Origin of the sequence: Companilactobacillus nantensis DSM 16982, assembly GCF_001435815.1 — a bacterium.
Lineage (GTDB): Bacteria > Bacillota > Bacilli > Lactobacillales > Lactobacillaceae > Companilactobacillus > Companilactobacillus nantensis.
The window spans coordinates 1-22,678 of the sequence record NZ_AZFV01000028.1 but is presented as its reverse complement, the minus strand read 5'-3'; the positions used below and the strand labels follow the sequence as shown (position 1 = coordinate 22,678).

The following is a 22,678-nucleotide window of genomic DNA, read 5'->3' as shown; positions in this document are numbered from 1 at the left end:
TCATATTGAATACTGTGAAAAACTGACCTGCATTGTTTCAGCATCAAATTTGGCATAATTGCCAAGTGGCGTTGTCATCATAGGTACCGTATGACATGAATCATAATCGTAAATAATTGGAATCTGTCTTTGACCCAAAATTTCTAGCAAAATATCGATAGGTCGCCGTTGTGTTTTTAAGTCATCAAACAATGCATGTTTACCTAAAATTATACCCTTAACTTGGTCAAATACACCTAGGTTGTCCAGCATCGAAAAATTTTTCTCAACAATCGCAGCATCCTTTTCTGCATCTTCAATCAGCAGTAGGTCATTGGCTGAAAATTTAGGAAAGTATTGCGAACCAATAATTCCTGACATCGTATCCAAATTGCCACCAACAATTTTACCTTCCAAAGTAGCTACTTGTGTATAACCCCAGTGGTTTGAAATAAGCTTTTTTGACCGTGTGAAATTATCCCAATTCACTTGTTCATCCGTCCAATACTGTGGTGCCGTCAATGTAACATTTGCCGGATTGTCGATAACTTGTTCAAAACTAGCCCAAGTATAATCAACTAGTGGTGGAAATTCTCCAAATGAGGCAACTAATGCTGGTCCATACAAAACTCGGCAGGCTGGTGCTTGCGTATAGACTGCCAATAAGAAAGCTGTCGTATCAGAATAACCAACAATAGTCTTGGGATGAGCTTGTAAATAATCGAAGTCGATATACTTCAAAATGGCGTTCGTGTTCAACCCACCAATCGTCGCCATTAAAACATCAATTGACTCATCATAAATTAGCTGATTAATTTCTGCAGCTCGTTGTTTGATACTGCCTGCTCGATAACAATCTTGTTGACCTGTTAAATTACCAGCGACTAAAGTACATCCCTTACTCTCCAAGAACTTTTTAGCTCTGACAAAACGTTCTGGTGAAATAGCTGTAATTGGCGTTGAACTCGAGAAGAAACCTATTTTCATCACATCATCCCCTATCATTTAAACTTAAGGATACGCTAAATTTGGTCAAAAAAAAAAGCGATCACCGCTTAATTAATACGCATTTTTCATAACACGTCTAATTTCTCGCTCTTGATCACGTTTTTTAATTGTTTCACGCTTATCATATTGTTTCTTACCTTCAGCCACGCCAATCAATACTTTAGCGAAACCATGCTTCAGATAAACTTTCAAAGGTACCACTGTAATACCTTTTTCTTGAACACTTGCTGTAATCTTGCGAATTTCTTTCTTGTGCAAAAGTAATTTCCGATTACGCAATGGATCGTGATTGAATTGATTACCTTGATCATAAATGCTGATATTAACATTTTCTAACCAAAGTTCACCATTTCTAGCTTGCACGAAACCATCTTTAATGTTCATTTTGCTGGCACGAACTGATTTGATCTCAGTCCCTGTCAAAGATATACCCGCCTCATAGGTTTCTAAAATACTATAATCATGACGAGCTTTACGATTATTAGCTACTTCATTAGCAGCTTTTGTATGATGTTTCTTCAACAGAATCACCGACTTTCGTATTTACCACGTCTCTTATGGCTATTCTTATCTCCATGGTTCTTACTATCATTGTGGCGACCATGACCTCCACGTCCGCGTCCATGTTGCATTGAACGTTTCTTCTTAAATTCAGCTTCACGTTTATCAGCTTGTTCTTGTTCTTCAGGTGTCAAGACACGTTCAAAGTCAATTTGTCTGTGTTCAACATCAGCTCTGATAAGTTTAACTTTGATTGGTTCACCAACCTTGAATGTCTTACCAGTACCACGGCCATGCATTGACATGCTCTTCTCATCATATTCATAGAAGTCATCCTTCATGTTAGAAATATGAATCAAACCTTCAACCGTGTTATCCAATTGAATGAACATTCCGAAACTTGTCACGGAACTAACAACAGCATCAAAAGTATTTCCAACTTGATCAGCCATATATTCAGTCTTCTTCAAATCGTCAACAGCACGTTCAGCGTTAATTGAAATTCTTTCACGACCAGATGTGTGTTCAGCAATTTCTTGAAGTTTGTTGCCCCATTTTGTTTGTTCCTCGTCAGTAAAGCCATTTTCAGCATAACTGTGAATCATACGGTGAACTGTCAAATCAGGGTAACGTCTGATTGGTGATGTAAAGTGAGTGTAGTACTTAGCAGCTAAACCAAAGTGACCAAGTGGTTCGTCAGAATATCTAGCTTGTTGTAAACTTCTCAATAACATAATTGTAACAACTTGTTCTTCAGGAGTTCCGACAACACTGGCTAAAACATTTTGGAACATCTTTGGTGTAATTTCTTTCAAATTACCCTTAACTTGCACACCCATAGCAGCAGCAAATTCAAAGAAGTTCTTAATCTTTTCTTCATCAGGCTTTTCGTGGACACGGTATAAGAATGGTACATGTTTAACATTGTAGTGTTCAGCAACTGTTTCATTAGCTGCCAACATGAATGATTCGATCATCTTTTCAGATGTACCACGTTCTCTAAGCTTGATGTCGATTGGCTTACCATTTTCATCAACGATGATTTGTGCTTCTGTTTCTTCAAAATCAATGGCACCACGTTCATGACGCTTGTTGAACAAGATTTCATGTAGTTCAGCCATTTCTTTAAGCATTGGCACAACTGGTGCATATTCTTCAGTCAACTCTTCGTCGCCCTTAAGAATTTCATTAACGTTGTTGTAAGTCATACGATACTTAGATCTAATCACACTAGGATAAATGTCATGTTTAATAACATTACCCGCATGGTCGATTTCCATTTCACAAGTCAAAGCTAGACGGTCTTCACCAGGATTCAATGAACAAATTCCGTTTGACAATCTAAATGGCAACATTGGGATTACTCGGTCAACTAAGTAAGTACTTGTCCCACGTGCATAAGCTTCTTCATCAAGTGGAGAACCTTCTTTAACGTAGTGTGTAACATCAGCAATATCAACTTCTAGATGGTAGTTACCGTTTGGCAACATATCTAATCCGACAGCATCATCAAAATCCTTTGAGTCATCCCCATCAATTGTGATAACCATATTGTCTGTTAAGTCTTTACGACCAACACGATCAGAATCTAAAACATGATCAGGAACCTTTTCAGCTTCCTTCAAAACCTCGTTAGGGAATTCCGGATTGATATCATTGTCAACAACGATTGACATAATATCAACACCAGGATCATTCTTGTTACCAATGATTTCTAGTGCAGTACCTTCCATACTTTGGGGATGCTTAGCATCAGGATATGCGTCAATTGAAACTTGAACCATATCACCAATTTGTGGGTGTAAGCCCTTGTCGGAAATGAAAATCATGTATGAAGCAATTTTCTTTTCGTGACTTTGAACATAGCCGTAGTGACCACTCTTTTCAACTTGAGCATCACTATAAGCGTGGAATTCACCAACAGCTTTAGTTAATGAACGTTCCACAATTTCAATAATTTCACCTTCAGGTCCCTTGTCGATCCAAGGGTTTGAAGGCTTAGTAATCTTCACTTTAACGGTATCGCCATTAACGGCAAACATCGTATTAGTTCTGGCAATGAAAGCATCTGGATCAACTTCGTCATATCTAACGAAACCAAAACCCTTATCATTTCCCTTAAATGTTCCTTCAACAACAGTCTCTGGTGAGGCCATCTTGAATTCATCTTTATTGGTCAAAGTAATTTTACTTTCACCCTCTAAGACAGCTAGAGCTTGAACAACACGCTTGAAAGCTGATGCTCCATGCATTCTCAACACGTCTTCAATCTGTTCAGATTTATAGCGACGGTCGGGGTTACTTCTGAAAACCTCTAGTATGTCCGCAATTAATTTATTATCTTTATCTGGCATTTCTATCCTCAATTATTTTCTAAAAAATTTAACACGTCACTCTCAAGTTGATTGTGAGCGTGGTTGATAGTTAAAACATGCCCTGCATTATATAAATGTAGCTGTGATGTTTTAACGTCCGTAGCTACTTTAGGAGCAGCCTCCGGATTGACTAATTTATCACTCGTACCTTGACCGATAAAATATGGTCGCTTTATTTCAGCTAATCGGTTCGTAACACCGACGGAAGTTTTTCTAATATCAGTTAACTTAGCATCAATTTTCGAACTAACAATTCTCATTTTAGAATCAATTTCAACTTCTGTTAAGTCCTGTTGAATAGAATACACCTTTTTCGCATAAGTCAAAAAGGCTTCTCTGATTCCACGAAAACCAGTACTACCGATTGGTGATCCAAAAACACCACCAGCAGCAATCGAAGGAATTTCCTCCAATGCCTTCGTTGCGAAAATAGCACCTAATGATAGTCCAAAGACATAGATTTCTGTCTTTTGTTGTTCTTGCAAAAATTGAATTGCAGCTTGCGTTTGTTGCCACCATTTTTCAGGCGAACCCTGTTCCAAGATATCCAACGGTTCAGAAGTTCCATGGCCCGCAAACATTGGCGCATAAGCTGAATAATTGTTTCTTTCAAGAAAACGCCCCAAAAGTCTCATATCATTGGAAGTCCCTGAAAACGAATGTAACAATAAGACAGCTTTTGATCCGTTATCAAAATAAAATGGTTTAGGTCGTAATATTTTCATACTACTTACTCCTTACAAATCCACCGTACTAATAAATACAATCTTATAAATACACGACAAAATCGTACATACTCAAACTAGCAAAAACAACTAGTCGGAAGAGCTGAAAATAGTTATTGGCAGTGAAAGTGGTGTTATGGCTTTAGCCATTACAGCACCGGGCGTGTTTGGAGACTTGCCGCTTTTGCAAGGCTTCAAACCGAGCTTCGAGACCTTGGCTCGAAGCGGTCCGCACAGCCAATGACTATTTTCAGCTCTGGAGACGGCATATATAACAAAAAACCTCCTGAGTAACTTTCAGGAGGATAAATTGCTTAGTGAGATGATAAGTATACTAGAATGATCGAAAACGCAAAGAACAATACTAGTAAAACGTAGGTAACCTTAACCATGAAGGCTTCAAAGCCACGTTTCTTCTGGTTGCTGAATAGGTCCCCACCACCACCAGACAATGCATTCAAAGCATCTTGTTGCTTTGTAGGTTGCATCAATACGGCAATTACTATCAAAATGGATACGATTATCAACAATGTTTCGATAATATTATACACCTGTAAAACCTCCGTTCATGGTGTTGAAAGCTGAAATCACTCCTAAAACAATAACATAAATGACGTCAAATTTCTAGTCCATAGTTTTGAACAAATCTGCCAGTTTTTCGGAAACTTTGGCACGTTGACCTGCATTAACCATGCAGACCAGTCTATCGCCAGCCTTAATTAAGGTATCGCCACGAGGAATCAATTGTCTCTCGCCACGATAAACTGACACAACTAAAATATCCTTTGGAAAAGGAATATCACGAATATATTTTCCATCAATCGAACTACCTTCATAAATCGGTACTTCTAAACGATCATTGAATTTGCTGACACGATTGAGATAGTCCGAATTGAGATTAAGACGTTCCTTTAAAGCCTCATAAATTGGCGCACCATTCAATAAGTCGACCACAATATAGGCAACTAACGACAACACGGCAAGTGGCATTAGATGCTTGAGTGAACCTACCATTTCCGTGACCAAAATAATTGCCGTGAAAGGTGCTTTACCAATACAAGCAAAGTAACCTGCCATCGCAAAGATAATCAAATTGCTTTCAAAATAAAGTGGCAACAATCCCAACTGATTCATTGCAATTGCATAAATAGCTCCAATCACCGCACCCAAATTGAGAATTGGTAAAAAGATTCCACCGGGCACACCAGATCCATATGAAATCATTGAGTAGACAAAACGTATAATAAACAATCCAATCATTAACATCAGACTGGGACCATATTTAGTCAAACTAATAATAATTTCATTACCACCACCGATAAACTGTGGCACCATCATACCCAACGGCACAATCAAAACCAATGGAATGATTCCCTGAATATAACGTGGTAAACGCGTCAAACTGAATACTGCTGGCATTGATAACGTACAAATTTGATACAAGCGTCCCATTAAACCTAAGATAATTCCTAAAATAATTAAGTGCCAATAATATTTAACAGGCAAACTATATTTATAAGGAACTTGTAATACCGGTTGTAATCCAAAAACATACAAAGCAATCAAGTTAGCACTGACAGCACTAGCTAAAGACGTAATCCACACTAATGGTGAAAAATTGTGATAAACTTCCTCCAAAACAAACATCGCACCCGCAATTGGAGCACTAAAGGCAGCGGATAATCCAGCAGCAGCACCACTGGCAATCAATACACGTTGATTAACACCAACATTATCATGCGTCAACTCGCCGACACCTTGTCCGACAGCCGCACCTAATTGAATTGATGGACCTTCTCGACCAAGAAATAAACCTGGTCCAATACTCAAAATACCACCAACAAACTTACGCCATAAAATTGACCACCAGTTCATCTGCATTTCTCCACCTAATTGCGCTTCAACTTGTGGAATACCAGATCCTGAAATATTCGGCTCTTTTTTCAGTAAATAACCTACTAAAGCGGCAATGATGACCATCAATCCGACTAAACCAACAACCAAAGCCATGTTCGTTCGCGCCGCAATATACAAACCTTGAAACATTTTTAGCGAATGGGCAATTGTCCAACGAAACATACTAACAACCAACCCGGACAAAACTCCCACCAGTATTCCTTCGAGTGTTAGTTTCAATTTTTCATTATCATTAAAAGCTAACTTCATTATTTTCCCCTATAACTAAAAGCTTAATTTTGAAACATTGTAAATTGAAGGCGATGCCTGATAAAAGCCAGCTTCAAGTAATTCCATATCAGTTAAAATTTCTTCATCTGATACGAGACGTTGTTTACCATTGACCAATGTTTGATAAACGGAATCATAATACAAACCATAATCACCCAATGGCGTCTTAATTTGTTTTTCAATCCAATCCCCGTTAGCATTACGATATTTAGCAACACCATAATACATCGGACTATCTTCACCAAAGCCTGAAGTTCCTGGCATAATACCAGCCTTCAAATCATTTTCTTGTTGATCAGCACCATATTTGATGAAAGAACCATTCATTCCATGAACAATAAAACGTGGATATTCTGATGCAACATCAGTGCTGACTTTAATCTTAGCTTTCATCTTTGAACCATAATGGAGATCAACATCAAAATAATTATCAACTGCATCAGGTACTTCCGTATTACGAATATCATAAACAACTTGATCAGGACGACCAAACAAAGCTACCATGCGGTCCATCAAATGAATCCCTAGACCATAAAACTCACCTTGTTCTTTCGTACCCTTTTGATTAACAGTGTTAGGACGATAGTAGTCAATATGTGATTCAACTTCAACAATATCACCAAGGAAACCTTGATCAATAACTTGCTTGGCAGCTAAATAATCACCATCAAAACGACGATTTTGATAAGGCATCACTAAAACACCGTTATCCTTACCTAATTGAATCAATTCCTTAGCATGATCCAAAGTATCAACAAAAGGTTTTTCCACAATGACTGATTTTTTAGCTTCAATAACTTGTTTAGCTAATTCGTAATGTGTCTGAGCTGGAGTACAAATAGTTACAACATCAATTTCTGGATCATTTAAAATATCAGCCAAATCATTCGTAAAATTAACACCTTTCTCACGGTAAGGTTGAGCTAAAGTTTCATCGACAGCCTTACGAGTATAGACTGTCTTAACTTGGAAATTGTCTCTGATATTAAGGTATGGCAAGTGGTAACGATTAGCAGATTTTCCAAAGCCAATAAATGCAATTTTTAAAGTCATGCGTGTATCCTCCAGTGTATATATATTAATATTACTGACGTAAATTATTATTTTCAATTTCTTAAAATCATTAAAAACACTAGTCGGAAGAGCCGAGAAAATATTATCTGGCTGTGAAAGTGGCGTTAGAGCTTTAGCTCTTACACCACCGGGCGTGTTTGGAGACTTGCCGAACTTGCAAGGCTTCAAACCGAGACCTGAGACCTTGGCTCAGGTCGGTCCGCATAGCCAGTTAATATTTTCTCGGCTCTGGAGACGGCAAATATTATCTACTATTCCATTGTACAAAAAAAACAGCCCGAAGGCTGTTTTAATTAATTACTTATTTGTAATTATTTGTTTAAGTTGTAGAAACTCTTGATACCCTTGAATTCAGCTTGGTCGCCAAGTTGATCTTCAATTCTCATCAATTGGTTGTACTTAGCAATACGGTCTGTACGGCTCATTGAACCAGTCTTGATTTGGCCTGCGTTTGTAGCAACAACAAGGTCAGCAATTGTAGTATCTTCAGTTTCACCTGAACGGTGAGAAACAACGGCTGTAAAGCCAGCTTCTTTAGCCATTTCGATAGCTTCGAATGTTTCTGTAAGTGTACCGATTTGGTTAAGCTTGATAAGGATTGAGTTTGAAACTCCCATTTCAATACCCTTCTTCAAGTAATCTGTGTTTGTAACGAACAAGTCATCACCAACAAGTTGTACTTTCTTACCAAGTTTAGCAGTAACTTTTTGCCAGTCTTCCCATTCGTTTTCATCGATAGGATCTTCGATTGTAACAACTGGGTACTTGTCAACGATACCAGCAAGCAAGTCGATAAATTCGTCTGTTGAAAGAACAGCACCGTTTTCGCCTTCACCCTTTAGTTCGTACTTGTGTGTTTCAGCATTGTAAAATTCTGATGATGCACAGTCAAATCCAATAGCAACATCTTCACCAGGCTTGTAGCCTGCTTTTTCAATAGCTTCAACCAAAATCTTGAAAGGAGCTTCGTTGTTTTCAAGGTCAGGAGCGAAACCACCTTCATCACCAACAGCTGTGTTCAAGCCACGGCTTTCAAGAACAGCTTTAAGTGAGTGGAATGTTTCTGAACCCATACGAACGGCTTCACGCATTGATTTTGCACCAACAGGCAAAATCATGAATTCTTGGAAGTCAACGTTGTTATCAGCATGCTTACCACCATTGATAACGTTCATCATAGGTGTTGGCAATACGTGAGCATTAGGACCACCAAGGTATTCGTACAATGGAAGACCTAATTCGTCAGCAGCAGCACGAGCAGCAGCTAGTGAAACACCAAGAATAGCGTTAGCACCTAGTTCACCCTTGTTAGGTGTACCATCTAAGTCGATCATTGCTTGGTCAATAGCACGTTGGTCAGTAACGTCCATGCCGATAACCTTTTTAGCAATTTTGTCGTTTACGTTAGCAACGGCTTTAAGAACACCCTTGCCACCAAAACGTGATTTGTCGCCATCACGCAATTCAACAGCTTCGTGTTCACCAGTTGAAGCACCTGATGGAACAAGTGCGCGGCCAAAGCCACCTAGTTCAGTATATAGTTCAACTTCAACAGTTGGGTTACCACGTGAATCAAGAACTTCACGGCCTAAAATATCAGTAATTACAGACATATTTTAAAAATCTCCTTTATGATTTTAATACAAACTAATTTTAACCTTTTTAGCACTTAAAATAAATATCTAACCGCAAAGTTATTATTTATTGAAAGTTGCTAAAGCGATAAATGATTCTGGATCCATTGATGCACCACCAACAAGTCCACCATCAATATCTTCTTTAGCCATTAATTCTTTAACGTTAGCAGGTTTTACAGAGCCACCGTAAAGGATACGTACTTTATCAGCAGTATCAGCATCGTACAAACTAGCAATCTTTTCACGGATTACGTGAACCATTTCTTGTGCTTGATCAGCAGTAGCAGTCTTACCAGTACCGATAGCCCAGATTGGTTCGTAAGCGATAACGGATTTAGCTAAGTCAGCAGCAGAAATGCCTTTAACAGCATTTTCGATTTGACCAGTAACCCATTCTTCAGCCTTGCCAGCTTCACGTTGTTCTAGTGTTTCACCACAACAAATGATTGGTAGCATGTTGTTCTTCAAGATAGCGTGAGCTTTCTTGTTGATGTCTTCATCAGTTTCACCGAAGTATTGTCTTCTTTCTGAGTGACCAATGATTACATAGTCGATACCCATTTCGTCAAGTGCTTTAGGTGAAGTTTCACCAGTAAAGGCACCAGATTCTTCAAAGTATGAGTTTTCAGCAGCAGTCTTTAAAGGTGTACCTTCAGCACCTGCAACAAGTGTTGTAAGGTCAATAGCTGGAGCACCGATAATTGTTTCTACGCCTGATTCTGGTAATTTACCTTTGATACCGTCTAAAAATTCTTGGGTTTCCTTAGGATTTTTGTTCATCTTCCAGTTACCCGCAATAATAGGTGTACGCATAAAATTAATTCTCCTCTGAAAAATAATTATTTGTTAGAAATTGAATCAATACCAGGTAATGTCTTACCTTCAAGATATTCTAGTGAAGCACCACCACCAGTTGAGATGTGTGTTAGCTTGTCAGCAATACCAAGACTCTTAGCAGCAGCAGTTGAATCACCACCACCAACAATAGTAATAGCATCTGTCAAGTCACCCATAGCACGTCCAACTTCTAGTGTACCTTCAGCAAACTTGCTCATTTCGAATGCACCCATTGGTCCATTCCATACAACAGTCTTTGCACCCTTTAGAGTATCTTGGAACAATTTAACTGTCTTAGGTCCGATATCAAGAGCCATTTCGTCATCAGGAATATCAACACCATCAGTAGTTGTTGCATCAGCATCATTTGAGAATTCTTTAGCAACGATGTGGTCAATAGGAAGTACGATCTTGTCGCCAGCTTTTTGAAGGAGGTCCTTAGCTAGTTCAACTTTATCTGCTTCGAATAGTGACTTACCAATCTTGTGGCCTTGAGCTGCAAGGAATGTATAAGCCATACCACCACCGATAATGATGTGGTCTGATTTTGGAATTAAGTTTTCAATAACACCAATCTTATCTGAAACCTTTGCACCACCAAGAATTGTTACGAATGGGTGTACAGGGTTAGCAACAGCGTTACCTAAGAACTTGATTTCCTTTTCCATTAAGAAACCAGCAGCAACTGGCTTACCAGCAGCCTTCATAGCTGTTGAGATACCAACGTTTGAAGCATGGCTTCTGTGGGCTGTACCGAAAGCATCGTTGATAAATACGTCACCAAGTGATGCCCAGTATTCGCCAAGTTTAGGATCGTTCTTGCTTTCACGTTTACCGAAATCGTTGTCAATATCTTGGAAACGTGTGTTTTCCATAAGTAGAATTTCGCCGTCTTTTAGTTCGTTAACAGCGTCTTCAAGTTCTTTACCTTCGTTAACAGGTACGAACTTAACAGGCATTCCACTTAATTCTTGAAGTTTTGCAGCAACTGGCTTCAATGACAAAGCTTTCTTGTCTTCATCACTCTTAATACGGCCCAAGTGAGATAGCAAGATAACCTTTCCACCATGTTCTGAAACATATTTGATTGTTGGGATAGCACCAACGATACGGTTTGTATCGCCGACAACACCATCTTTAATAGGAACGTTGAAATCTACACGCATCAAGACTTTTTTGTCTTTTACGTCAACGTCAGAAACAATAAGTTTAGCCATTGTAAATAAATCCTCCAATATTTTCCTTAAAAAAAGGCGGAAGGAGTTATCCTCCCTCCGCCAATTTAAATCACACTAAATTAGGTTTTATCTTAAATTAGTTACTAGTTAAACTAATGAATTAGTTTAATGTAGCAAATTTTTCAAGTGTACGAACCATTTGTGCAGTAAATCCTGATTCGTTATCATACCAAGCAACAGTCTTTACAACTTGGGCGTCACCTGAACCAACAATTTGTGTTTGTGTTGGGTCAAAGATTGAACCGAATGATGTACCGATAACGTCTGAAGATACGATTTCATCATCGTTGTAACCGAATGAAGGGTTGTTTTCTGTATATTTCTTAACAGCTGCGTTTACTTCGTCAACTGTAACTTCTTTGTCAAGAGTTGCAACTAATTCTGTAACTGAACCTGTGATAACTGGAACACGTTGTGCATGTCCATCAAGCTTACCTTTAAGTTCAGGAACAACCATACCAAGAGCCTTAGCAGCACCAGTTGAGTGAGGGATGATGTTTGCAGCAGCAGCACGTGCAGCACGAACATTACCTTTACGTTCTGGACCATCTTGAAGTTTTTGAGTAGCTGTGTAAGCGTGGATAGTTGTCATTGTACCAGCTTTAATACCGAATTCTTTGTTTACGGCATTTGCTAGAGGTGCAAGACAGTTTGTTGTACATGAACCAGCTGAAGCGATTTTAACGTCGTTTGTTAGGATGTCATCGTTAACACCATAAACAACTGTAGGCATGTCACCTGATGGAGCTGAGATCAATACACGTTTTGCACCAGCATCGATGTGAGCTTGTGCTTTTTCTGTTGATGTGTAGAAACCAGTACATTCAAGAACGATATCAACACCGTCGTTAGCAACCCATTTAAGGTCTGCAGCGTTCATTTCAGCATATACAGGGATCTTCTTACCGTCAACAACGATAGCTGCGTCTTCTGCAGTAATCTTGTCAATTTCGAAGTTACCATGAGCAGTATCATACTTCAATAGGTGAGCAAGCATAGCAGGTGAAGTTAAATCGTTAATTGCAACAACTTCCAAATCTGTCTTGCCAGCTGCTTGAAGTGCAGCGATACGGCGGAATGCCAAACGACCGATACGGCCAAATCCATTAATACCAACTTTTGTAGTCATACAAAAATTCCTCCTTCAGGAAATCAAAAAAATATTATTTTAAAGGGTTATCCCTTAAAATCAGCTTTGAGGCACCCTCATCAGTAATTAATACTGTATGGTGAGGTGCGTTTTTCATATATGATTGAATTGCTTTGGCCTTACTTTGACCACCGGCAATTGCAATCACATGTTCTATTTTATCAAGGTCCTGGACATGAAGTCCAATCCTAGGTACCTTGTATACAAGTTTACCACTTTGATCGAAGAAATCACCAAAAGCTTCGGAAACAGCTTTACCACTATCAACAACGCTTTGCTCCTTTTCGGAGAGGTTTCTACGATCAGCCATAATACTTGCAGTGCCGATACTGTGAATCACAACACTACTTCTATATATTAGTTCAAGAACGGACTTAATTGAAGTCTCTTTTTGCAAAGATTCAAAACTTTTTTCGCTAATGTCCTCTGGAAGGTACATAGCTCGGTACTGACCTTGAGTTTTCAAGGCCATCTCTGCACAGACACTGTTTGCTTGAATCGTTACTGACTCACCTACTCCACCACGAGCTGGTACGAAAACCAACTGGCGGTTTTTTGATAAATCAGGTGAAAGATTTCGTGCAACTTGTGCCAAGGTACTACCACCTGTGACAGAAATCATTGACTGTCCGGATGGTAATATCGATCCTAAGAGTTGATTAAGTCTTCTACCAAATGAATCAATCACCCGATATTGCTTATCGGCATTACCAGGTAAAATGATACAACGACTAATTCCAAGTTTCTTGCTCAATTGTTTCTCCAAAAGAGCAGTTCCTTGATAATCAGCTAACACATCGGTCAAACGAACTACTACATCGCTACCTGTTCGTGTCAAAGACATCCCAGATTTCGAAGAAACAAGCAAGCCTTGCTTCTTTAGTAGATCAGTTTCAGTTCTCAAACCACGTTCAGTAATCTTTAGATCATCAGCTAGCACTCTGCGCCCAACCGGCTCCATTAATGAGATACTCTGAAGTATTTTAAATCGCTTTTCCAGAGTCTTAATGAAGTCTGGGGCAACTAAATCCAGCAATTCTAAATCTTCATTATTAGTCATTTGATATACTCCATGGGGCAAATATCGTCCCTGTATGTCTGTTTACGACCCATGTACTCAAAAAATAAAAGCCCGGATGAATCTATGTCATCTCTTAAGCACAGTTATAAGTATAAACTCTCTTGTGAAAATATCAAGTAATATGTGTACAATTAGTCAAATTAATATTATTTTTTTCGTGATTTACATTTTGCATATATGTGCGATAGAATAAGATAGTAAGGCGCCGCTAGTGTAATGGATCGCACGTAGGATTCCGGTTCCTGAAATGCGGGTTCGACTCCCGCGTGGCGCATCTTTTTGTTTCACAAAGTTTCACTTATGAGTGTTGATAAATCAACTGTTCCATAAGTCAATCAGAATATTATTGATTAAAAAGAAGTTAAACTTTCGGATTTTACGTCAAAAGTTTAACTTCTTTTTTAGTTTTTAACTGTTATATGATGTAATTATGAATTATAGAAAGAAGCAAATTTGTATGGATTCTCAAAATAGTTCCGAATTAACCGATATTGGCGATTATATGAAGGTTTTCGCCTGTACAGCTGTTATGATGCAATCAGTTTTAGCTTTTGTTTTAAAAACAGAACCTAGTTTTGCGGATCAAAACGTAATTGGTTTCTTATACAACTTAGTTAAGTTCACCGCTCCAGCCTTTATTTTTGGCATTCTTTATACAACCACACGACAAACAAATCAAAATACTATTAAGAATTATCCAAACTATTTAAAGACACAATGGTCAGCTCTGTTCATTCCTACAATTTGGTGGACATTAGTATATCTATTAATTTTTCCACAGCTCCAACAACACACTACCTACTATAATATTGGTTCATTTACTTGGCAGTTTATTAACGGAAATGCTGCACCTCATCTTTGGTACAACACGATGATGTTGCAATTTATTATTATCATGCCCTTATTTTGGACTTTAGCTCACTTTGTCAAAAATAATCCACATCGTTCTATAGTAATAGTAGTTTTAACAACTATCTTCTACCTATGGTGGCTCTACTTTTACAATATTAAGGTTTTCCACGGATCACAGCCGCAAAAATGGTACCTATTGGATCGAAGTTTTCTTAGTTTTATTATTTATGGAATCTTTGGCGTCATTGCTTGGATGAATCGAAAAAAGTTTGGTCAAATGGTCAAAAAGAGCCTACTACCTTTAATAGGATTATTTCTCGGTACAACTTATTGGACAAATTACGAATTATTTAGTTTTGGCTACCCATTAAAACTGACCAACGCTCCCTACTACAAACCATCAATAACATTTTATTCATTAACAGTTATTGGCTTAATTGCTTTCTTAGGTATAAAACAAATTAATCAACGCTCCAGAACTTTACCGATATTCCACTTCTTAGCTGTCTATGCATATCGAGCTTACTTATCGAATGTTTTTTGGCTTCAAGTCCTGTGGATGTTAGGTGGACAGTTCCTGGCAAAAATTAATCCAATTTCAACTATTATTAGTTGCTATTTATTAACTTGGGTACTATCATTTACTTCCGCCTATGTTTTACACATTAGTTGGGTAAAAATTAAGTCTTACCTATCTTTCAGTTCTATAACTGAATAATGAAGGTCATTTTTGGTTCAACTGCACGAATCAAATAAATATTTTTATTTATTGAGCTTACTTTGTTGACCCGCTAATCATATTATGCTAAATTAGCACTGTGCTATTAAGAGTGCTAATTAAAAACAGGAGGCATTTAAATGTTAGTTCCTACAGTTATTGAACAAAGTTCACGTGGCGAACGTGCCTATGATATTTACTCAAGATTATTAAAAGATAGAATCATCATGTTATCTGGTGAGGTTAACAGTCAAATGGCTAATACAGTCATTGCTGAATTACTATTCCTAGATGCTCAAGATTCTGACAAGGATATTTCAATGTACATCAACTCACCCGGTGGTTCTGTTACCGACGGTCTAGCTATTGTTGATACAATGAACTTTGTTAAATCTGATGTTCAAACTATCGCTACAGGTTTAGCTGCATCAATGGGATCAGTTATCTTGTCATCAGGTACAAAGGGCAAACGTTTTGCACTTCCAAACTCAACTGTTCTTATTCACCAACCATTAGGTGGCGCACAAGGTCAACAGACTGAAATTGAAATTGCTGCTCAAGAAATTTTGAAGACAAGAAAGAGATTGAACCACATGTTGGCTGATAACTCTGGCCAATCATTCGAAAAACTTCAAAAGGATACTGATCGTGATAACTACATGACAGCCCAAGAAGCTAAAGACTATGGTTTGATTGATGATATTATGACAAACAAAGCTGATAAGTAATTTACTTATTGTTAAAACATGATTCTGATACTTCTATCGGAATCATGTTTTTTTGTATACCAGAACGTAGTGCTATTTAAATATGCCACCTCCAAGAGCAAGAAATTTAGGTCGCTATGGGGACCTAAATTCTTGCTCCTTCCAGCTAGTTCTTTGTTGATGAAAGACAATTTGGCATATTTTTACTATAATCACCTAGAAAAATGGGTTGTATTCTTACAAATTTAATAAACTACTAGCACAACACGTTATACTACAAAAAAGTATCTGTTAGAAACCAATTTAGGTTTCTACAGATACTTTTTTAATTATTACGGTTATATGCCCAAACAGTCAAAGGTGCAAAGACAACTACAATCATAATTCCAAACATCAAAACGAGAAACGCTTCGTTAGTCCAATGTCCTGTTGCTAAAATTTGTCTAATTGCAATAATCACGTAAGTAACTGGATTCATATAAGCGATAACTTGCATTGTTTTTGATAACGTATGAATAGGAATAAAAGCATTTGATAAAAATGATAATGTCAACATAATCATTAACGAGAAACTTTCAACTGTTGTAGCACTCTTAGCAAGCATTCCCAACAAAGCAAAGATCCAAGACATTGCCCAGCCGATGAATATAGCTAGCAAGCCACTGACAATAATTCCGCCCAAACCAGCTGCTGGACGCCAACCCATGATGTAACCCGTTGTTAATGAAGTAGTTGCTGCAATCGTTAATCTAAGAATATCGGCGAATAGCTGCCCAGCCAAAGGTGCAATATGTGCCATTGGTAATGATTTAAAGCGGTCATATACCCCGGAATCTAAATCCTCTCTAATTTGTGACCCCGAACCAGACGACGCCGAAAGCATTGTTTGAATCAGTATTCCCGGAACAATTGTTGGTAAGTAATTTTTAACATTACCAGCAATCGCACCTCCAAATAAATAACCAAACATCAACATAAACATGATTGGTTGAATAATAACATCCATCATTCTGTCAGGATTATGAATTGTTTTCAATAAATTTCGATAAGCCATTGTTGCTGTATTCATAACTAAATTTCCACGGTGTGTTTGTACATCCATAATAAAAACCTCTACTTTATTTTAATTTTTACCAACTGTTAGGTTCATAAATACATCATCCAACGAAGGTTCTTGAACGGTTAAATCATTTATCATAATTTTATTTTGACGAAACGATGACAATAAATTTGATAGCTGATCAATGTCAGACAAATTGGTACTAAGTCGTTGTCCAGCGACGCTAACCTTCGCACCTAATTTATCAGTTACTAATTTAGTAACTGAATTTATTTGTTCCAAATCATTCACAGTAAAACTCAAACTGGTACCACCAATCTGCTGTTTAAGTTCTTGCGGTGTTCCAATTTTTATCAGTTTGCCATGATCGATGACTGCTACTCGATCCGCCAATTGATCTGCCTCATCAAGATATTGTGTTGTCAGAACAATCGTAGAACCTTGTTTTACTAAGTTTCTAATTGTCTCCCACATCTGTGTTCTTGTCCGTGGATCTAGTCCCGTTGTTGGTTCATCCAAAAAAATCAAAACTGGTCTAGTAATCAAGCTAACCGCTAAATCTAACCTCCGCCTCATACCTCCAGAAAAATTCTTAAGTGACTTATCAGCTGAGTTGACTAACGAAAATTCTTCTAATAATTCTTCTGTTCGTTTTTTTGAAGCTATTCGAGATAATCCATTCAATCGTGAAAAAATCATCAAATTTTCTCTTGCTGAAATATCTTCATCAACAGATGCATATTGACCTGTCAATCCAAACATCGATCGAGCCAACTTCCCTTCGCTGGCTGTATCATGACCAAAAATTTTGACAGTCCCACTACTGGACTTTAATAAGGTGGTTATCATTCGTAAAGTAGTGGTTTTCCCTGCCCCATTAGGACCTAAGAGTCCAAACACTTCACCCTGTTTTACATTAAAAGAAACATCATTGACAGCTATTTTATCGTTAAATTTTTTAGTTAAGTGACTCACTTCAATTGCATTTTTCATCGTCATCATTTGTTGCCTCACTGTTTTTTAATTAATCAGGTTACCTGACTAAAATGAATTGTAAGGGTACCCGATTAAAATTGCAAGTATTTTATTCAGGTTACCTGAATATTTTCTGCTTATGAAGTATAATTAGCTTTGGAGGTAAGCAAATGCCCAATTTACTTAAACAAAAAAATACCGCCGGAAAATTGATTGAGTTTGGCATGGTGCGTCATGTTGCTGACAAAGTTGCTCATCGAAATTCTGACGAAGATGAAAAATTCATGTTCCAAGGCCAAGGAAAAATCCTACTAGCCCTATCGCAAAATAATGGTTTATCACAAAAGGAGTTAGCCACACGACTAGATTTAACTGCACAGTCCACTGCTGAGTTCGTCAATAAACTAGTAAAAAAAGGATTTGTTACGAAGGAAAAATCCACAACTGATCGTCGAATGACTATTATTCGGATAACCGACCTCGGCCGCCAGACAACCACTATGGAATCTTCCGTCCCCGAATTTTTAAACGCCCTATCTGACGAAGAACTTGATCAATTTGCTAACATTTTGACTAAAATAAATACCCACCTTTATGCAGAAATTGACAATGCTGATCATCAAAATATCTTCAGTAAATCCAAACAGATGATTAAAGATGGTATCCGTGACTGGTTCCTTTAATAACGAATTGTGCTAGTTCAATATGCCATCTTCAGTAACTGTCCTCGTTTCTTTTGACTGATTATTGATAAATCAACTAGCACCACGAATATATACATCTAATTCCAAAGCTGCCTATCAATTTGCAATGAAAAAACTAATAAACTAGCCGGAAGGAACAAGAATTTAGGTCCAGTGCAGGTGGCCTATCCCCATACATAATGAATAATAAAAATACTGACCAATTGAAAATGAAACAATCAATTGGACAGTATTTTTATTTTAGGCTATCCTTAAATTGTTATTAGATTAAACAAAAGAAGGGGTATTTTATGAATAAGGGTGAAATCAAAAATAGCCTAGCACGCAAGTTATTCATTATAACTTTGTTGTCCGGAACCTTCACAATGTCGATCAGCCAATCTTCACTTTCAACAGCTTATCCAACATTAATGAAATTCTTCGGCGTGACTGCACCAACGATTCAATGGTTAACAACTGGTTTTATGTTGATTATGTCTATCATGATGCCAATCAGTCCTTGGCTTTTAAACAATTTTTCGTTTAAAAAAATTTTTTTAAGCGTTGTGGCAATCTTTGCCATTGGTACTTTCATTATTATCATCGCACCTAATTTTCCCATCGCAATGTTGGGCCGAGCCTTGGAAGCTATCGGTGTCGGTATTTTATTTCCATCGTTCCAATCTGTTCTAATGTCCATTACACCGGAACAAAATCGTGGTGCCACTATGGGTTATGCCGGCCTAGTCATGGGATCAGCTTTAGCTAGTGGTCCAATTATCTCTGGTATCGTTTTGAACTTTCTTCAATGGCAAGGATTATTCGTCATTTTCTTATTGATAATGATCATTATTTTCATCAGTGGTCTATTCAATATTAAAGACGTTATGCCACGTCATAAAGCTAACTTGGATTTAGTTTCAACCATTTACTTACTTGGCGTCATTGGTTTGCTTTATGTCGTTAATCAAGCTGGAGCAACTAGAAGTTTTGGCACAAATCTGGTCATCCTATTAGTAATCAGCATTATCTTAACGTTCTTATTTATTCACCGTCAGTTAACAAAAAAAGAACCACTACTCGATTTGAAGGTCATGAAAAACTTCAATTTCGATTTAGCAGTTTTGTTAACAGGTTTCTCGTACATCTCACTAATTGTCGTAACAATTATTTATCCACTTTATTATCAAAATATTTTGCACACAACCGTCTTAATGTCCGGACTAGCCTTAGTTCCACCAGCTATCGTCCTCAGCATTCTCAACCCACTAACAGGTAAATTAGCCGATCAAATTGGTTTCAAATCAACTTTGCTTATTGGAATGTCAATGATTGTCGTGGGCTGGTTCTTATTGTTTATCATTCACACACAATTAAGTATTTGGCCAATGATTATTATCGCCACACTAATTGAAGGTGGAAACGCCTTTGTCATGATGCCTGCCACAACCTTGGGTGGAAATTCATTATCTGAAGAACTACTTCCCCACGGAACAGCTATCATTACAACCGTCCGCCAACTACTTGGCTCTCTTGGTGTAAGTTTAGCAACATTGATTCTGGTATCATCTAATCAAAAACACCACTTACCAGCCAATACTGGTTTAATCGGTTATCAAAAAGTCTTCGCCTTCTTCTTCGGCATGGCAGTTATCGGCTTCATCTTTGCCTTGTTGATTAAGAACAATAAAAAGACTGCTTAAAAATGGTGAATGCATAACTCAAAAAACATGTTTTCCAATTTATGGAAGAAGACATGTTTTTTTGTTGCTTTATTTTTAATTAACGTGCTGTGCTAGTTATATAGTCTATAAATACTTGTTACTATACAAGTAGAAGTTAAATAGCCGGAAAAAACAAGAATTTAGGTTGCTGTGAAGATGGCGTTAGTGCTTTAAGCTTACATCACGGGACGAGTTTTGAACCTCGCATGTCTTGCGAGGTTCAAAATCGAGAGGCGAGACCTTAGCTCANCACGGGACGAGTTTTGAACCTCGCATGTCTTGCGAGGTTCAAAATCGAGAGGCGAGACCTTAGCTCAACTCGGTCCCCACAGCGACCTAAATTTCTTGTTTCTGGAGGCGTCATTCATAGTTATTCGAAAATGAAGTATAATTAACCTTTGGATTACATACTTATAGGAGGGCATTTTGAATTTAAAAAATAAACCCGCTCTGCAAACAATTTTAATTGCATTATTATTTTTCATTACTTTATTAATTTGGACGCTTTGGCAATTCCATTTCAACTATATGGTCTCAATGTATGATACCTACTTTCATTCCCAACGAATCTATGAAATTCGCCTAGCTTTCCAACAACATACTTTACCTAGTTGGGTTAACTTCAATACATTTTTCAATACTGGACAAGCAGTCAATGGCATGTACCCTGACTTTACACTCTGGCCATTTGTTTGGATAACAAACTTTTTAACACCGATCCATCAACAAATTACTATCAAAGTCTTGATTTATGCGTTAACATTTATCGTTTCATTTTTATCATTAAATAAACGTTTTGACTCACGTAACGCCGTTTTAGCAGCTTCAATCTTTGCCTTATCAGGTTCTGCTTTGAAGGATTTAACTAATGAAATGCAAACGGGAACGGCAATTGTGATGATTTTTGCTTTTCCATTACTTTTCACCCTCAAAGATGCTGTTGAAAGCACAAAAATTGATCCACCACTGATTATCAAAACTGCTTTGTTGATGACAATCGTTATTAACTCTCACCTACTGAGTGCTGTTACAATTACCATCATCGTTGGAATTTTTTTAGTCATTGAAACTATTATTAAAAAAAATTATTTAGCTTGGGGAAACTTAGCAATTGCTGCTTTATTGACTGTTGCCCTATGCCTGCCAATAATTTATCGAGTCTTACGAATTTCTAAAACAGGTCTACTAGCTCCATTTGGTAAGGGGCACGTTGTCAGTGAACCCATTTGGACTTTATTTATGACAACTAGCTGGAATGCCAAGTCCACTATTTCGGTTGCTTCAATTATCTTGCTAGTTATTGTATTAATTGGAATTAAAAAAGAAAAACTGCGTCAAATGATGCCCTGGTTCTTAGTAGAATTAGTTTTAATCTTGTTTAGCACTAACATAGTACCTTGGGGGTTATTGAGTAAACTACCTATTCTCGATACCTTCCAATATGCAAATTGGCGTTTTGCTCCATTTCTAGGGATGATTCCACTAGTTTTAATCTTGATTAACTTTGACCAAAAGAAAGCTCGTTTTATTTTCATTGCGATGACTGTTTTATCATACGGAATGGCAATTCACACGGCTTACCACGACCAATTTTACAAAACAGCACATAGCCCCATTGTGACTGAATATTCTAAAACTATTGTTCCCATGAACAATTCAGCTAAAATTACTTCCACGGGAATTAACAGTGACACGTTAATGCGGACACTCATCCCCGACTATGCACCCAATTCAGCACCGTTACAAAAAGGTTCAGATGGAGCTAGTTTAGATCCACAGATCAACTATTTAATTTCTCATCATTTAGCTGTGACACCAACGAAGGATATTCCACTAACACACACTGCCACTGCCAATTCATTAACTTTAACCGCTCACAATGTACCTAAAGGAACGATTAAATTGCCAGTCTTTGGTTATCGAACTTTAAATTATCAAGTTTTACTCAATGGTGAAAAAGTTCCATTTAAGATTGATGAAACTGGTTTTATAACACTTACAAACCAACACGATTATAAAAAAGTTGATTATCAAATTACTCAGATTCAGCCGACGCTTTATCGACCATTAATCTGGTTCTCATTTATTTTATTTGGAATATTAGTAATTATGTTATCAAGTTCAAAAATTAAAAATTTTAGACAATAACAAAACAGACTAAGCTTAG

General features: G+C 37.6%; 19 protein-coding genes and 1 tRNA gene. 6 read left to right on the top strand and 14 right to left on the bottom strand.

What is annotated here, in order from left to right; genetic code table 11:
• The 12 genes from FD31_RS11080 to FD31_RS11025 form a co-directional block, all read right to left on the bottom strand.
• Positions 1–966: a S66 family peptidase gene (locus FD31_RS11080; RefSeq protein ID WP_057892846.1), complete on the bottom strand. Its 966-nt coding sequence runs from the start codon at positions 964–966 to the stop codon at positions 1–3.
• Positions 967–1,038: 72 nt separating this feature from the next.
• Complete coding sequence (gene smpB, locus FD31_RS11075) at positions 1,039–1,509, bottom strand: SsrA-binding protein SmpB (RefSeq protein WP_057892845.1); 471 nt, start codon at positions 1,507–1,509, stop codon at positions 1,039–1,041.
• A gap of 5 nt (positions 1,510–1,514) precedes the next feature.
• Positions 1,515–3,842 carry a ribonuclease R gene (gene rnr, locus FD31_RS11070; RefSeq protein ID WP_057892844.1) on the bottom strand — a complete coding sequence of 776 codons (2,328 nt, stop codon included), beginning with the start codon at positions 3,840–3,842 and terminating at the stop codon, positions 1,515–1,517.
• Positions 3,843–3,850: 8 nt separating this feature from the next.
• A complete protein-coding gene (locus tag FD31_RS11065; RefSeq protein ID WP_057892843.1) occupies positions 3,851–4,588 on the bottom strand; it encodes an alpha/beta hydrolase in 738 nt (245 codons plus the stop codon).
• Between the two features lie 314 nt (positions 4,589–4,902).
• Positions 4,903–5,139 carry a preprotein translocase subunit SecG gene (gene secG, locus FD31_RS11060; protein WP_057892842.1) on the bottom strand — a complete coding sequence of 79 codons (237 nt, stop codon included), beginning with the start codon at positions 5,137–5,139 and terminating at the stop codon, positions 4,903–4,905.
• 73 nt (positions 5,140–5,212) lie between these two features.
• Entirely contained in the window at positions 5,213–6,754 is a 1,542-nt protein-coding gene (locus FD31_RS11055) for a ClC family H(+)/Cl(-) exchange transporter (protein WP_057892841.1), read from the bottom strand.
• Positions 6,755–6,769: 15 nt separating this feature from the next.
• Positions 6,770–7,828 (bottom strand): oxidoreductase, encoded by a 1,059-nt coding sequence (locus FD31_RS11050; RefSeq protein WP_057892840.1) that lies wholly within the window; start codon positions 7,826–7,828, stop codon positions 6,770–6,772.
• A gap of 332 nt (positions 7,829–8,160) precedes the next feature.
• Complete coding sequence (gene eno / locus FD31_RS11045) at positions 8,161–9,462, bottom strand: phosphopyruvate hydratase (protein WP_057892839.1); 1,302 nt, start codon at positions 9,460–9,462, stop codon at positions 8,161–8,163.
• 84 nt (positions 9,463–9,546) lie between these two features.
• Complete coding sequence (gene tpiA, locus FD31_RS11040; RefSeq protein ID WP_057892838.1) at positions 9,547–10,299, bottom strand: triose-phosphate isomerase; 753 nt, start codon at positions 10,297–10,299, stop codon at positions 9,547–9,549.
• A 26-nt stretch (positions 10,300–10,325) separates the two neighbouring features.
• Positions 10,326–11,540: a phosphoglycerate kinase gene (locus FD31_RS11035; RefSeq protein WP_057892837.1), complete on the bottom strand. Its 1,215-nt coding sequence runs from the start codon at positions 11,538–11,540 to the stop codon at positions 10,326–10,328.
• Positions 11,541–11,661: 121 nt separating this feature from the next.
• On the bottom strand, positions 11,662–12,690 hold the full coding sequence (gap, locus tag FD31_RS11030) for a type I glyceraldehyde-3-phosphate dehydrogenase (protein WP_057892836.1): 1,029 nt from the start codon (positions 12,688–12,690) through the stop codon (positions 11,662–11,664).
• 34 nt (positions 12,691–12,724) lie between these two features.
• Positions 12,725–13,771, bottom strand: a complete 1,047-nt coding sequence (locus tag FD31_RS11025; RefSeq protein WP_057892835.1) for a sugar-binding transcriptional regulator — start codon at positions 13,769–13,771, stop codon at positions 12,725–12,727.
• 223 nt (positions 13,772–13,994) lie between these two features.
• Here FD31_RS11025 and FD31_RS11020 point away from each other — a divergent pair.
• From FD31_RS11020 to clpP, 3 genes are all read left to right on the top strand, one after another.
• A tRNA-Arg gene (locus FD31_RS11020) sits at positions 13,995–14,066 on the top strand.
• Positions 14,067–14,249: 183 nt separating this feature from the next.
• Positions 14,250–15,362, top strand: a complete 1,113-nt coding sequence (locus FD31_RS11015) for an acyltransferase family protein (RefSeq protein ID WP_057892834.1) — start codon at positions 14,250–14,252, stop codon at positions 15,360–15,362.
• A gap of 140 nt (positions 15,363–15,502) precedes the next feature.
• Entirely contained in the window at positions 15,503–16,090 is a 588-nt protein-coding gene (gene clpP / locus FD31_RS11010) for an ATP-dependent Clp endopeptidase proteolytic subunit ClpP (protein WP_041501735.1), read from the top strand.
• Positions 16,091–16,394: 304 nt separating this feature from the next.
• Here clpP and FD31_RS11005 read toward each other — a convergent pair whose 3' ends face one another.
• Both FD31_RS11005 and FD31_RS11000 read right to left on the bottom strand, forming a co-directional pair.
• On the bottom strand, positions 16,395–17,171 hold the full coding sequence (locus tag FD31_RS11005; protein ID WP_057892833.1) for an ABC transporter permease: 777 nt from the start codon (positions 17,169–17,171) through the stop codon (positions 16,395–16,397).
• Positions 17,172–17,192: 21 nt separating this feature from the next.
• On the bottom strand, positions 17,193–18,128 hold the full coding sequence (locus FD31_RS11000; protein ID WP_057892832.1) for an ATP-binding cassette domain-containing protein: 936 nt from the start codon (positions 18,126–18,128) through the stop codon (positions 17,193–17,195).
• 146 nt (positions 18,129–18,274) lie between these two features.
• Between FD31_RS11000 and FD31_RS10995 the strand changes: the two genes are divergently transcribed.
• From FD31_RS10995 to FD31_RS10985, 3 genes are all read left to right on the top strand, one after another.
• Positions 18,275–18,787: a MarR family winged helix-turn-helix transcriptional regulator gene (locus FD31_RS10995; protein ID WP_057892831.1), complete on the top strand. Its 513-nt coding sequence runs from the start codon at positions 18,275–18,277 to the stop codon at positions 18,785–18,787.
• A gap of 311 nt (positions 18,788–19,098) precedes the next feature.
• Positions 19,099–20,490: a DHA2 family efflux MFS transporter permease subunit gene (locus FD31_RS10990; protein ID WP_057892830.1), complete on the top strand. Its 1,392-nt coding sequence runs from the start codon at positions 19,099–19,101 to the stop codon at positions 20,488–20,490.
• A gap of 447 nt (positions 20,491–20,937) precedes the next feature.
• Positions 20,938–22,659 carry a hypothetical protein gene (locus FD31_RS10985; protein ID WP_057892829.1) on the top strand — a complete coding sequence of 574 codons (1,722 nt, stop codon included), beginning with the start codon at positions 20,938–20,940 and terminating at the stop codon, positions 22,657–22,659.
• Positions 22,660–22,678: the final 19 nt, after the last annotated feature.